Origin of the sequence: Eoetvoesiella sp. (genome assembly GCF_035555955.1) — a bacterium.
Taxonomy (GTDB): Bacteria; Pseudomonadota; Gammaproteobacteria; order Burkholderiales; family Burkholderiaceae_B; genus Eoetvoesia.
Genome location: NZ_DATMGA010000070.1, coordinates 1 through 14,176, shown reverse-complemented (window position 1 = coordinate 14,176; position 14,176 = coordinate 1). Strand labels below are relative to the sequence as shown.

10 protein-coding genes and 1 pseudogene are annotated in these 14,176 nt (G+C 64.1%); 5 read left to right on the top strand and 6 right to left on the bottom strand.

Annotated elements, in window-relative coordinates; translation table 11 throughout:
• Window positions 1-14 precede the first annotated feature (14 nt).
• The 6 genes from VNT00_RS17355 to VNT00_RS17330 are packed head-to-tail and all read right to left on the bottom strand — an operon-like array spanning window position 15 to window position 8,569.
• Window positions 15-2,744: a nitrate reductase gene (locus VNT00_RS17355; RefSeq protein ID WP_325589779.1), complete on the bottom strand. Its 2,730-nt coding sequence runs from the start codon at window positions 2,742-2,744 to the stop codon at window positions 15-17.
• 4 nt (window positions 2,745-2,748) lie between these two features.
• Window positions 2,749-3,087 (bottom strand): nitrite reductase small subunit NirD, encoded by a 339-nt coding sequence (gene nirD / locus VNT00_RS17350; RefSeq protein ID WP_325589777.1) that lies wholly within the window; start codon window positions 3,085-3,087, stop codon window positions 2,749-2,751.
• 7 nt (window positions 3,088-3,094) lie between these two features.
• Complete coding sequence (gene nirB / locus VNT00_RS17345; RefSeq protein ID WP_325589775.1) at window positions 3,095-5,530, bottom strand: nitrite reductase large subunit NirB; 2,436 nt, start codon at window positions 5,528-5,530, stop codon at window positions 3,095-3,097.
• Window positions 5,527-6,429, bottom strand: coding sequence for an ABC transporter ATP-binding protein (locus tag VNT00_RS17340; RefSeq protein ID WP_325589773.1), 903 nt, complete (start codon window positions 6,427-6,429; stop codon window positions 5,527-5,529). Before VNT00_RS17340 ends, nirB begins: the two co-directional genes overlap by 4 nt.
• A gap of 4 nt (window positions 6,430-6,433) precedes the next feature.
• Window positions 6,434-7,264, bottom strand: coding sequence for a nitrate ABC transporter permease (gene ntrB, locus VNT00_RS17335; protein WP_414650951.1), 831 nt, complete (start codon window positions 7,262-7,264; stop codon window positions 6,434-6,436).
• Between the two features lie 12 nt (window positions 7,265-7,276).
• Window positions 7,277-8,569, bottom strand: a complete 1,293-nt coding sequence (locus tag VNT00_RS17330; RefSeq protein ID WP_414650954.1) for a CmpA/NrtA family ABC transporter substrate-binding protein — start codon at window positions 8,567-8,569, stop codon at window positions 7,277-7,279.
• Between the two features lie 366 nt (window positions 8,570-8,935).
• Here VNT00_RS17330 and VNT00_RS17325 point away from each other — a divergent pair, with 366 nt between their 5' ends.
• The 5 genes and pseudogenes from VNT00_RS17325 to VNT00_RS17305 form a co-directional block, all read left to right on the top strand.
• Window positions 8,936-10,183, top strand: a complete 1,248-nt coding sequence (locus tag VNT00_RS17325) for a LysR family transcriptional regulator (RefSeq protein WP_325589769.1) — start codon at window positions 8,936-8,938, stop codon at window positions 10,181-10,183.
• A gap of 156 nt (window positions 10,184-10,339) precedes the next feature.
• Entirely contained in the window at window positions 10,340-11,542 is a 1,203-nt protein-coding gene (locus VNT00_RS17320) for an ABC transporter substrate-binding protein (RefSeq protein WP_325589767.1), read from the top strand.
• Between the two features lie 59 nt (window positions 11,543-11,601).
• Window positions 11,602-12,801, top strand: coding sequence for an ABC transporter substrate-binding protein (locus VNT00_RS17315; protein ID WP_325589765.1), 1,200 nt, complete (start codon window positions 11,602-11,604; stop codon window positions 12,799-12,801).
• A gap of 211 nt (window positions 12,802-13,012) precedes the next feature.
• Window positions 13,013-13,888 (top strand): branched-chain amino acid ABC transporter permease, encoded by an 876-nt coding sequence (locus VNT00_RS17310; RefSeq protein WP_325589763.1) that lies wholly within the window; start codon window positions 13,013-13,015, stop codon window positions 13,886-13,888.
• Window positions 13,889-13,921: 33 nt separating this feature from the next.
• Window positions 13,922-14,176 (top strand): annotated as a pseudogene (locus VNT00_RS17305) (hypothetical protein); the annotation flags it as partial.

Genomic DNA, 14,176 nt, shown 5'->3' with positions numbered 1-14,176 from the left:
GACAGGCCCTGAATTCATGACGCGATCGAGGGCGAGGACGCCCTGAGCATCTGATTGATCTGGGGCAGGCACGAGCCGCAGCCTGTGCCGCACTTGAGGGTTTCCTTGATCTGCGCCAGATCCTGGCCTTCGGCGACAGCTTGCAGGATGGCCTGGTCGCTCACGTTCTCGCAGGTGCAGACGATGCGGGCGCGGCTTGCGGCGGGGCCCCGTCCCATGAGGACTTGCGTGGCATTTTCGGGCGCGATGCCGCTATCGGCCCACATCAGCAAGGTTTCATGGGCGCGCGTATCGCCGGCCAGCAGGAAGGCGTCGATGCCTGTTTGCGCGCGCTGGATCCGGCGCACCAGCCCGCGCGACGGATCGTCGAAAGCCAGGTCGGCGTGTTCCAGGTTAAGGTCGCCGATGAGCTCGGCCAGCAGGGACGGGTCGGCGGCCTTTGCTGCCGCCAGCCGTAGCCGAACCCCTTCGCCGCCCACGGCGGTGGGCAGAAGCACGGCGTAGGGAAACACCTTGAGCCATCTGGCGAGTTTGCTTCGCCACGGGCTTATCGAGCCGCGCACCCAAGCGCAGGCCTGCCAGGGGTATTTCACGGCTTCGATCCCGACGGCGCTGTGCTTGAGTTCCGGCTGGTGCGAGATGGGGTCGCGCGCATTGCCGGCCAGGGCGTTGACGCCTTCGCCGGCCACGAAGCCGCTGCCCCAGTGCATGGGCATGTAGGCCTGGCCGGACTGAATGTCCAGGGAGGCGCGGGCGGGCACGATGATATGGCCGCGGCGGGATCTGACCTTGACCAGCGCGTCGTCGTCGAGGCGATAGCGCCGCATGTCGGCCGGGTTAAGGGCAATGAACGGTTCTTCCGCATGCCGCGTCAGGGAAGGTACGAGGCCGGTGCGGCTCATGGTGTGCCATTGATCGCGCAGCCTGCCCGTGGTCAGGTGCAGCGGAAACTGCGCCGATACTTTTTCCGCGACGGGCGTATAGCCGACGTCGAGGAAGCCGGCCCGTCCGGTTTCGGTGGGAAAGCGGCCGTCTTCGTACAGGCGCGCGGCGCCTTGCCGGCTGGCGGAGTAAGGCCATTGTTGCGGGCCTTCGGCGTCCAGCACGGCGTAGCTCAGCGCGCTGTAGTCGAGATCGCGTCCCTTGGTGCTGCGTGCGTGCTCGTCGAAAATCCGCGCTTCGTCGGCGTAATCGAATAAAGCGGCCTTGGCCGGCGCGATGCGCCCGGCCAGTCGCCGGGCGACGGCGCAAGCCAGCTTCCAGTCAGCCATTGCCGCGCCGGGCGGCGCGATGGCCGCCCGCACGCGGCTGATCCGCCGTTCGGAGTTGGTGACCGTGCCTTCCTTTTCGGGCCACGTCGCCGCCGGCAGAACCAGGTCGGCATAGGCCAGGGTTTCCGTGTTGGTGAAGGCTTCCTGGACAATGACCATCTCGGCCTTTTGCAGCGCGGCCCGCACCCTGGCCTGATCCGGCAAGGATTGGGCCGGATTGGTGGCGGCGATCCAGAGCACTTTGATCCTGCCCCCCAGCACGGCGTCGAACATGTCGATAGCGGTGCGGCCGGGGGCGCTTGGCAGCTCCTCCACGCCCCAAAGATCGGCGACTTCCTGGCGATGCTTGGCGTTGGCCGGGTCGCGGTGGCCGGGCAGCAGAGTTGCCATGCCGCCGGCTTCCCGCCCGCCCATGGCGTTGGGCTGGCCGGTCAGCGAAAAAGGCCCCGCGCCCTTCATGCCGATCTGCCCCGTGGCCATGTGCAAATGGATGAGCGCCGCGTTCTTGGCGGTGCCGCTGCTGGATTGATTGAGCCCCATAGTGTAGAGAGACAGGGCCGATCCGGCCTGGCCGAACCACCGCGCGGCCTGAACGATATCGTCGGCCGGCACGCCGCAGATGTCCTGCACGGCACGCGGCGTGAATTCATGGATGCGCTGCTTGAGCGCCTTGAAGCCCTGTGTGTGCTGTTCGATGTAGCGTTTGTCGATCAAATCCTCCCAGACCAGCACGTTCAGCATGGCGTGGAACAAGGCCACATCCGTGCCTGGAGCAATGGCCAGATGCAGGTCGGCGATATCGCAGGTGTCGGTGCGGCGCGGGTCGACCACGATGATTTTCATCTTCGGACGCGCCGCCTTGGCTGCGCTCAGGCGGCGGAACAGCACCGGATGGGCGTAGGCCATGTTGGAGCCGGCGATCATGACGGTGTCGGCGAAATCCAGGTCTTCGTAGCAGGCGGGCGGGGCGTCGGCGCCCAGCGTGGCCTTGTAGCCCGACACCGCGCTGGACATGCACAGCCGCGAATTGGTGTCGATGTTGTTGGTGCCGACCAGGCCGCGCGCCAGCTTGTTGAAGACCGCGTAGTCCTCGGTAAGGAGCTGGCCCGAAAGATAGAAGCCCACGGCATCGGGGCCGTGTTCCTGGATGACCTGGGCCAGTTTGCCGGCGGCGGCATCGAAGGCGGCGTCCAGTGCGATGGGCCGAAGGGCCTCGCCTTTGCCGGGGCGCCATTGCGCGGCCAGTATGCGGCTGCCGTCGCTGCGCACGGTTGCGGGCAGCGACATGCCCTTGCTGCACAGCTTGCCTCGGTTCGAAGGGTGGTCGGGGTCGCCGGCAATGTGTATCACTTGCTGGCCGGTGACGTGTATTTGCACGCCGCAGCCGGTGCCGCAATAGCAGCAAATCGATGCGACGCTGCGTATCGCGGCGCCGGGCCTTGGCCCCGATGCGGTTGCGGCCGGTGCGTTCACGGCTTCAGCCCTGTGTGGAAAGGTTCAGGTAGATGCGTTCGCCGTCGACCCGTACCGCTATCTTGTGAACCCGGCCTTCGTCCGGTGCGTGCGCCTGGCCGTCTTCCAGGTTGATGGTCCAGCTGTGCAGTGGGCAGGTGACGGCGTGTCCGTGAACCAGGCCGCAGGAAAGCGGGCCGCCCTTGTGGGGGCAGCAGTCCACGATGGCGAAGATCCGGTCGTCCGAGGTGCGGAACACGGCGATGTCGTCATGCCCCGCGCGTTTGACGATGCGGGCTCCCTGGGTGGGTATGTCGCCGATATTGCACACGGGCGTCCATTCGGAAAGCAAGGCTGTATTCATGGTCGTCCTAGATGTGAAGCGCTTCGAATTCGCGGCGCACTGCGGGGCTTTCAATGCGCTCGGCCCAGGGGTCGGTCGTGAACGACAGCGCGAACTTCAGGCGAGCATAGAGCTCGGCGCGGCCGGCGGGGTCGTCGACCACACGCGCCTTGGCGTGGTCCAGGCCGACCCGGTTCAGGTAGTGGCAGGTGCGCTCGAGGTAGAACGCTTCTTCGCGATACAGCTGCAGGAAGGCGCCGCTGTATTCCAGCACTTCGTCATGCGTTTGCACCTTGGCGAAGAACTGCGCGACCTCGGTCTTGATGCCGCCGTTGCCGCCTACATACAGCTCCCATCCGGAGTCCACGGCGATGATGCCGATGTCCTTGATCCCGGATTCGGCGCAATTGCGCGGGCAGCCCGAGACGGCCAGCTTCACTTTGTGGGGGCTGCTCATGCCGACCAGTTCCTTTTCCAGCGCGATGCCCATGCCGGTGGAGTCCTGCGTGCCGAAGCGGCAGAACTCCTTGCCCACGCAGGTCTTGACGGTGCGCAGCGTCTTGCCGTAGGCGTGGCCCGACGGCATGCCAAGGTCTTTCCAGACGCTGGGCAGGTCTTCCTTCTTGATGCCCAGCAGGTCGATGCGCTGGCCGCCCGTTACCTTGACCATAGGAACCTGGTATTTATCGGCCACGTCGGCGATGCGGCGCAGTTCGGCGGCGCTGGTCACGCCGCCCCACATGCGGGGCACGACCGAATAGGTGCCGTCCTTCTGGATGTTGGCGTGCACCCTTTCGTTGACCAGACGGGATTGCGCATCGTCCCTGGCTTCGCCCGGCCAGGTGGACGTCAGGTAATAGTTCAGCGCGGGCCTGCAGCTTGCGCAGCCGTCCACGGTGCCCCACTCCAGAAAGCGCAGGGTCTGGGCGATGGAGGTCAGGTGCTGTTCCCTGATGGCCTTGCGGACCTGGCCGTGCGTGAATTCGGTGCAGCCGCACATGGGCTTTTCTGACTTCGGCTTGATGTCGGCGGCGCCGCCTATGCAACTGATCAGCAGTTGTTCCACCAGGCCGGTGCACGAGCCGCAGGAGCTGGCTGCCTTGGTGTGTTTCTTGATTTCGTCGACGGTGAACAGGCCTTGTTCGCGGATCGCCTTGACGATGGTGCCTTTGCACACGCCGTTGCAGCCGCAGATCTCGGCGCTGTCCGGCATGCCGGCCACGCTGCTTTCGCCCGCATGGCCCGTGTCGCCCAGCGCACCCTCGCCGAACATCAAGCTCTCGCGCAGCTCGGCGATGGATTTGGCTTCGCGGATAAGGCGGAAGTACCAGGCGCCGTCCACGGTGTCGCCGTACAGGCAGGCGCCGACCAGCTTGTCGCCGCGAATGACCAGCTTCTTGTAGACGCCGCCCACCGGGTCGGCCAGAGTAATGGCCTCGGTGCCGTCGCCCTCGTTGAAATCGCCCGCGGAGAACACGTCGATGCCGGTGACCTTGAGCTTGGTGGAGGTGGCGCTGCCCGCGTAGCGTCCGATGCCGTGGAAGGCGAGGTGATTGGCGGCGACCTTGGCCTGTTCGAACAGCGGAGCGACCAGGCCGTAGGCGACGCCCCGGTGGCTGACGCACTCGCCCACGGCATAGATGCTGGGGTCGTAGGTTTGCAGGGTGTCGTTGACGACGATGCCGCGATCCGTATAGATGCCGGCTTGTTCCGCCAACTCGGTGTTGGGCCGGATGCCGACCGCCATGACGACAAGATCCGTGGCCAGCTCGGAACCATCCTTGAAGCGCAGACCCGAGACGCGGCCTTGCGCATCGCCCAGCACGGCTTCGGTCTGGCGGTTCATCAGGAAATCCAGGCCGCGTTTTTCAAGGCTGGTCTGCAGCATGCGGGCGGCGGCCGTGTCGAGCTGGCGATCCAGCAGGGCGTTGCCCAGATGTACGACCGATACCTTCATGCCGCGCGAAGCCAGGCCGTTGGCGGCTTCCAGGCCGAGCAGGCCGCCGCCGATGACCGTGGCATGCTTGAGCCGCGCCGCGGCGTCGATCATGAGGTCGACATCGCGAATGTCGCGGAACGCGAGCACGCCTTCCAGATCGTTGCCCGGCACGGGCAGGATGAACGGATTGGAGCCGGTGGCGATGAGCAGGCGGTCGTATTTGACGACGCTGCCGTCGTCGGCGACCACTTCCTTGCGGGCGCGGTTGATTTTCGTGACCCGGCAGTTCATCTTCAGGGTAATGCCGTTGTCCGTGTACCAGCTGATGTCGTTGAGGATGATGTCCTTGATGGTCTGCTCGCCGGTCAGCACCGGCGACAGCAGGATGCGGTTGTAGTTGGGGTAGGGCTCGGCGCCGAACACCGTAATGTCGTACAGGTCGGGATCGAGCTTGAGCAGCTCTTCCAGGGTTCGAATGCCGGCCATGCCGTTGCCGACGACCACGAGTTTCATGGTTCTGTTCATGATGCTTCCACCACAGTTGGGTTTTCGTTTCTTTCCATTCTTTCCATATGGCCCGCTTCCGTCGTTTTTGTTTGCGGGGCGACGAGGGTTGCGGCGGGCTCTACGCTTGCCCGTGGATCGACGCGGCGTTGATGCAGAAAACGCATGACGGCTGCGTGGCACGAGGCGTAGCCGGGGTCGCCGACGAGAGCCAGGCGGTTGCGCGGACGAGGAAGAGGCACGTCGAGTATTTCGCCTATGGTGGCGGCCGGCCCGTTGCTCAGCATGACGATGCGATCCGACAGAAGAACGGCCTCGTCGACGTCGTGGGTCACCATGATGGCCGTCGTGCCGGTGCTCGCTACGATGCGCAGCAGCTCGTCCTGCAGATGCGCCCGCGTCAGCGAGTCCAGTGCGCCGAAGGGTTCGTCCAGGAGCAGTACCTTGGGTTCGATGGCCAAGGCCCGGGCAATGCCTACGCGCTGCTTCATGCCGCCGGAAATTTCGTGGGGCAGTTTATGTTCGGCGTGCCGCAGTCCGACCATGTTCAGTGCGGCCGAGGTCCTGGCCCGAAGCTGGCGCTTGTTTTCCGTTTTCGAGAATACGCGTTCCACGGCCAGGTAGACGTTCTGGAAGCAACTGAGCCAGGGCAGCAAAGAATGGTTTTGAAAGACCATGGCGCGATCCGGGCCCGGCCCCTTGATTTCCCGGCCGGCGCACAGCAGTACGCCCTCGGTGGGCTGGGCCAGACCGGCGATGAGGTTCAGCAGCGTGGATTTGCCGCAGCCCGAATGGCCGATCAACGACACGAACTCGCCCTGACGCACGGCGAGGTTGATGTCCCTCAGGGCCACGAACGGGCCGTTGCGGGTATCGAATGTTTGTCCCGCGTATTCGATGCTGACGTACTTGTCGTTCATGGCATTACCCTTCTTTGTGGCTGTAGCGCCGGCCCAGCGCCAGCAGGGCCGCATCCAGCAGCATGCCGACCACGCCGATGACGAATACTGCGACCAGGATGTGTTCGACATTCATGTTGTTCCATTCGTCCCAAAGCCAGAAGCCGATGCCGGTGCCGCCGGTCAGCATCTCGGCGGCCACGATGACGAGCCAGGCTGTGCCGATGGACAGGCGTGTGCCGGTGATCAGGTAGGGCAGGACGGAAGGCAGAAGTATGCTTTTGAACACTTTCCATTCGGAGAGGTTCAGCACGCGGGCCACGTTCAGATAGTCCTGCGGAATGCGTCGCACACCATCGGCCGTGTTGATGATGATGGGCCAGATGGAACAGATGAAAATGGCCCAGATCGCGGCGGGGTTGGCGGCGCGGAACAGCAGCAGGCCCAGGGGCAGCCAGGCCAGCGGAGAGACGGGCCGCAGCAGGCTGATGACGGGCGAGCATATGGCGTTCAGGGTCTTGAAGCGGCCAATCAGGAATCCGGTGGGAATGCCGACGGCCGCCGCTAGCAGAAAGCCCATCGCGACGCGGCCCAGAGAGGCCAGGATGTTCCAGCCCATGCCGACGTCGTTCGGACCGGTGCGATGAAAGGGGTGTTCGAACACCTGGATGGCGGAGGCCAGCGTGGGCCAGGGCCCGGGAATTTCCGGAATACGCAGGCTGATCAGCTGCCATGCGATGACAAGCATGGCGCCGCCGGCGGCGGGGCCGGCGCAGGCGGCAAACACGCCGGCGGCGCGATTGAGCCAGGAGGGGTTGCTTGGTCGAGTGGCGGGCGGGGCGGCAAGGGTATCCATGGTTTTCCTGTGCTAGGTTGAAGCGTGAATCGTGAAGCCGTCGGCATAGGCGGCGGGATCGCTGCCATCCCATACGACGCCGTCCATGAGGCGGCTGGAGCGGCTTTCCGATGCGGGCAGCGCTGCTCCAGCGGCGGTGGCGGCTTGCTTGTACAGGTCGATGCGATTGACCTGTCTGGCGACGGCCATGTAGTCGGGGTGTTTGTCGAGCAGGCCCCAGCGCTTGTGTTGGGTCAGGAACCACATGCCGTCGCTCAGGTAGGGAAACGTCGCCGCGCCTTCGCCATAGAAGCGCATGGGGTGCTTGTCCGTCCACGTCTTGCCGAGGCCATTGGCATAGCGGCCGAGCATGCGGTCGACGATGATGTCTGGGCTGACGTTGACGTACGACTTTGCTGCGATGGTTTGCGCGGTCTTGCGCGTGTTTTCGGGCGAGCCGTCTATCCATTTGCCGGCTTCCAGAATGGCGGCCATGACGGCGCGGACGGTGTTGGGATGCTGCTGGACGAAATCCGTGCGCGCGCCCAGCACTTTTTCGGGGTGGTCGGCCCAGATGTCCTGCGAGGTGGCTGCGCTGAAGCCGACCTTGTCGGCAATGCTGCGGGCATTCCAGGGTTCTCCCACGCAGAAGCCGTCCATGTTTCCGATGCGCATGTTGGCAACCATTTGCGGGGGCGGCACGGTGACGGCGCGGACATCCTCGATAGGGTTGATGCCGTAGGCGGCCAGCCAATAGTACAGCCACATGGCGTGCGTGCCGGTGGGGAAGGTATGGGCGAACGTGTAGGTTCTGGGGTTGGCCGAAATGGCTTTTTTCAGACTTTCGCCATCGACGGCGCCGGCATCGCGCAACTGGTTCGACAGGGTAATGCCCTGGCCGTTCTGGTTCAGGCCCATCAGAACCGACATATCGTGCTGCTGACCCGCGATGCCCAGGTGCATGCCGTAGATCAAACCGTAGAGGACGTGGGCGAAATCCAGGCCGCCGCTGGCGAGTTTCTCGCGCAGGCCCGCCCATGAGGTCTCTTTGCTGGGAATGATGGTGACGCCATGCTTTTTATCCAGCCCCAGCACCGACGCCATGATGACGGGGGCGCAGTCCGTCAGCGGGATGAAGCCGATCCTGACCTCGGGCTTTTCCGGGGCGTCCGAACCCGCGGCCCAGGCCGCCGGCTTGAGAACGGCGTCGGCCATTGCGATGGCGCCCAGGCTTGCGGCGGCTTTCGCGGTGTTTCCGAGCCAGCGGCGGCGCGATGGATTGGCGGCTGAACCGGTGTTTCCGATGGTGTTGGAGGGCTTGGCGATGTTCATGGTTGTTCCTGATTCCTTTGCTGCGAAGTCTCATCTCGATGCGGTGGTCTCCGCCAGTGTCGTCTGGCCGCGCGGGCCGGCGTCATAATTTTGATTAAGCAAGTACCGTGCCAGGATTCCCATGGGGGATGATTGGGTTGGGAGCCGACAGGAATGGAGGGGTTTTTGCCGGTCTTGTATGACGGAGGCCACCGAAGCCGGCGGGCCAGGCCCGGTGTTCCGGGCCTGGGCGCTCGCGCACCTCGATCGGGCGCGGTGCGACAAAATGGGGCGGGGCAGGCGTGGCGCGCCGGCTTTGAGTATGATGACGCGTGGGGTGCGCCGACGCGGGCGCAAAGTCGAAAAAGGAGGGTGGGCCGGATGCGCGACAGGCACGGCAGGTCTTTATTGCTTGCCCGGTATCTGAAACAGTTTCGTTCGGTGCTGGCGGTCAGCAAGACCGGCAGCACGGCGCAGGCCACGCAGTTGCTGCCGCTGTCCCAGTCCGCCATCGCCAGGGCTATCCGGGAGCTGGAAAGCAGCCTGGGGGTCGCGCTGTTCGAACGCGCGGCGCGCGGCATGCTTACCACCGCCGAAGGACGCCTGCTGGTGCACCGCGCCGAGCGTGCGATGGCGCAGCTTGTCCTGGCCGAAAGCGAGTCGGCCGCCGCCGTCGAATCGGGCGTGCCGCCGGCCCGGCCTTCGGCAGGCCGTTTTGCGGGGGCTTGCGCCTATCGCCATCTGGAAACGTATATTGCGTTTTGCGAAACGGGCGGCGAGAGTTCTGCGGCAGGCCGGCTGGGCGTGAGCCAGCCGGCGGTCAATCAGGCGCTGCGCCAGATGGAGCACATGCTGGGTGTCAAGCTGTTCCAGCGCTCCGTGCGCGGCATGCGCCTGACGGAAAGCGGCGAGGCGGTCTTGCGGCGCAGCAAATTGGCCCTGGCGGAATTCCGGCATGCCGAGGAAGACCTGATGGCGCTGCACGGCCGGATGACGGGCCGCATCGTCATCGGCTCGTTGCCGCTTTCGGCCGGGGTGCTGGTGCCGCGCGCGGTCGATAGGGTGCTGGCTCTGCACAAGGATCTGAACGTCACCATTGTCGATGGCACTTACGATGCGCTGATGCATCAATTGCGCCATGCCGACGTCGATGTCATTGTCGGTGCCTTGCGGGCCAAGCAGCCCAATGCCGACGTGGTGCAGGAGCCTTTGTTCGAGGACACGCTTTCGGTGGTCGTGCGGCAGAGCCATCCCCTTGTCGGGAAGGCGCTTTCCGGCCTGCATGAACTGGTGGGCGAGTCCTGGATAGCGCCGCTGAGCGGCACGCCGGCCAGGGCGGCCTTCGAGCGCGCGTTCGCCGCCGATGGCGTCGCGCCGCCGCATGCGCCGCTGGAAGTCAACAGCGCCGTGGTGCTGCAGGCGCTGCTCATGGACAGCAACCGCCTGGCCCTGCTGTCCCGCCGGCAGATCGTTCGCGGGATTTCGGCCGGGCTGCTGCAGGTGCTGCCCGTCGACGTCAAGGAAACCAGCCGCCACATTGGGCTGACGATGCGCGCCGACAGCGACCTGGGCGCCAGCATGAAATCGTTCATCGCTGAGCTGCGCACCTTGTGCCAGAACGACGGCTAGGTTTCGGACACAGCCTGTACCCTCCAATCTTATAAGCAAAACGCATACCTTCTGTGCCGATTGGCATTGGTCGCGTCGGGGCGGCGATGCGATCATAAGCGTCAATTCGGCGCAAACCCATGCGCTGAAAAGATCAACAACATTTTGGAGACAGGCATGCATTTACTGCGTAGCAAGTATCTGGGGATGGGGGCGGCGCTGTTCGCCGCAGCGAGCGTGGTGCTTGCGGCTCCCGCCAGGGCGGATGACATCAAGGTCGGGCTTCTGAGCCAGTATTCGGGCACCTATTCGTGGTGGGGCCAGGAATACGATCGCGGCACCGAGCTCTTTCTTTCGGAGCACGGCGGCAAGGTCGACGGCCATACCATTACCATCGTCAAGCGCGACGAAGGCGGCGCCAGTCCGCAGCGCGCGCGCCAATTGGCCCAGGAACTGGTGGTGCGCGACAAAGTGCAATACCTGGTGGGCGGCACCTTCACTCCGACCGTCATGGGCACGGCCGACATCGTCAACGAAACCAAGACCCCTTATGTGTTCGTCAATGGCGCCACGGCCAACATGACCGACAAGTCGCCGTATTTCGTGCGCGTGGGCTATACCTCGTGGACCTACTGTGTGCCCCTCATCACCTGGGCGTACGAGCATGGCGCGCACAAGGCGGTTACCGTCACGGCCGACTACGCGCCGGGCGCCGACATCGTCAACGCCTTCAACGACACGTTCAAGAAGCTGGGCGGAACCATGGTCGAGAACATCAAGGTTCCGCTGGGCACCACCGACTTTTCCACCTATCTGCAGCGCATCCACGATTCGGGCGTCAAGCACGTATTCATGTTCATGCCGGTGGGTCCCATGTCGGCGGGCTTCATCAAGGCCTATGCGCAGCGCGGCCTGGCCAAGGACGGCGTTGCGCTGTACGCCGGCGCCGAAACCCAGGAATCCGACCTGCCGGCCATCGGCGATTCGGCGCTGGGTATCATTACCGCTCTGCATTATTCGCCTTACCTCGACACCAAGGTCAACAAGGACTTCGTGGCCAAGTACAAGGCCAAATTCGGCAAAGACGCGCTGCCCAGCCTGGCCTCCATGGCGGCCTACGACGCCATGGGCGTCGTCGCCCACATGATAGAAGCCACCGGCGGCAAGAAGGACGGCGACAAGGCGATTGCCTCGGTCAAGGGCTATGCGTGGGAAAGCCCGCGCGGCCCGGTTTCCATCGATCCCGCAACGCGTGAAATCGTCCAGAACGTCTATATGCGCAAGGTCGAGAAGGTCGAGGGCGGCGCCCTGGGCAATGTGCCCTTCTATACCTACAAGGCCGTGTCCGAGCCTTGGCACGCGGCTCAAAAAGCTAAATAAGCCGCTTGCCGGCGGTGCGCCGCACCGCCGATCATCCAGTGAATTCCAGGAGATTATCAATGAACTCGAGACTCATGAACAGTCTTAAGCTCGGCGCCGCTGTGTTCGTTACCGCGAACATGCTGGGCCTGGCCCCGGCCCATGCCGACGAAATCAAGATCGGGCTTCTTAGCCAGTATTCGGGCACCTATTCGTGGTGGGGCCAGGAATACGATCGCGGCGTCGGCCTTTACCTTGACGAACACGGCGGCAAGATCGACGGCCATACCATCACCATCGTCAAGCGCGACGAAGGCGGCTCGAGCCCGCAGCGCTCGCGCCAGCTGGCCCAGGAACTTGTCGTGCGCGACAAGGTGCAGTACTTGATCGGCGGTGCGTTCACCCCGACCATCATGGGGACGGCCGACATCGTCAACGAAACCAAAACCCCGTACATCATGGGCAATAGCGGCACTTCCAGCGTGACCGACAAGTCGCCGTACTTCGTGCGGGCGGGCTTTACCCAGTGGCAGCTGAACATTCCCCTGACGCAATGGGCCTACGAGCAGGGCGCGCGCAAGGCGGTCATCGTGGCGGCCGATTTCGCGCCGGGCCACGATGCCATCGACGCCTATACGGCGGGCTTCACGAAAATGGGCGGCAAGATCGTCGAGGCCATCAAGGTTCCGCTGGGCACGACCGATTTTTCCACCTATCTGCAGCGCGTCAGCGACTCGGGCGTCAAGCATGTATTCATGTTCATGCCGGTGGGCCCCATGTCGGCGGGCTTCATCAAGGCCTTCTATGCGCGCGGCCTGGCCAAGCAGGGTGTCGCCCTGATGGCCACCAACGAAACCCAGGAATCCGATCTGCCCGCCATCGGCGACGGCGCCATCGGCATGGTCACGGCCCAGCATTATTCACCCTACCTCGACAACCCCGCCAACAAGGACTTCGTGGCCAAGTACAAGGCCAAGTACGGCGCCCTGCCAAGCCTGGCGTCGCTGGCGGTGTACGACGGCATGCATCTGATCGAAAAAATGATCAAGGCGACCGGCGGCAAGAAGGACGGCGACAAGGCGATTGCCGCGGTGAAGGGCTATTCGTGGGAAAGCCCGCGCGGGCCGGTCACCATCGACCCCAAGACGCGTGAAATCACACAAAACGTCTATATGCGCCGCATTGAAAAAGTCGATGGCGTATTGGGCAACGTTCCGTTCAAGACCTACACGGCGGTGGTCGAGCCCTGGCACGCCCAGCGCGCCGCGTCGGCCAAGTAACAAGCAGTCCGGCATCCGGCCCTGCGGGCTGGATGCCGCTTCCGCTCCTGCAGTTTCGTATTTGGCCGCGTTTGTTTCTCAGCGGCTTTTTGTCGCCGGGCCGCTCCCAAGGCAAAAGGCGCCCCCCTTGGGGGCGGCAAGCCGCTTTGGCGGTGCAGCGTGGGGGCATTTCTTTCCGGCGCGGCCGCCATTTGCGAATCGAGTTTCTTCAATGCCACATGTATTTTCCACGTTCCTGACGCTGCTGATCGACGGTGTGTCGTATGGAATGATGCTGTTCCTTATTTCCGTCGGTCTGACCATCACCATGGGCGTGATGCGGGTCGTCAACCTCATGCACTCGGCCTTTGCCATGGTCGGGGGCTTCATCACGCTGTGGCTGGCCAGCCATGTCGGCCTGAACTATTTCGCCGCGCTGGTGCTGGGCGTGGCGGCGACCATGCTTATCAGCTTGGTCCTGGAGCGCACCTTGTACCAGTGGGTGTACAAGAGCAATGCGCTGGGGCAATTGTTGATGACCCTGGGCATGACCTTCGTGGTTACCGCCGTTGTCAAGAACATTGCCGGCCCGCAGATCCAGAGCATCGTGTTGCCGTCCGTCCTGACGGGGCAGATCACCTTGGGCGCCCTGAACATTTCCGTCTATCGCCTGTTCGTGCTGGTGCTTAGCGTGGTGGTGGCGGGCGTACTGTGGTTGTGCCTGGAATACACCACCTTCGGCGCCCGCCTGCGCGCGGCGGTCGACAACCCCCGCATGGCGCGTTGCGTGGGCATCAATGTGCCTGCGGTGTTCGCCGTTACGTTCGCCATCGGCTGCGGCCTGGCCGCCCTGGGCGGCGCCGTGGGCACCCAGATGTTGCCCCTGGAGCCCTACTACGGGCTCAAGTACCTGGTGCTGGTTCTTATCGTCGTGGCAGTCGGGGGCGTGGGCAGTCTGAAGGGTTCGCTGTATTCGGCCTTGCTGCTGGGCGTCATCGACACCATGGGCCGGTATTACATTCCGGCGCTGGGCGGCTTCATCATCTATCTTGCTGTGCTGGCCATTTTGCTGTTGCGGCCGCGGGGCCTCGTGTCCCGCGTCGGGTAGCCGCGGCAACAAATTTCTATTCGCGGAGAAACCATGAATAAACTTTCCGACGCCGGCCTCGTCATCGCCTCGTTCAGGCGCCAGAGCTATACCTGGGTGGACGCGCTGCTGGTGCTTGCCGCCGTGCTGACCTTCTTTTTCGCCGAGGGCTACCTGGCGCTTGCCGCCGTGGTGGCCGTCATGGCCGTCTTTGCCTTGTCGCTGGACCTGGCCCAGGGCTATGGCGGGGTCGAGTCCCTGGGCCACGCGGCCTTTTTCGGGATGGGGGCCTACGCCGCCTCCCTGTAT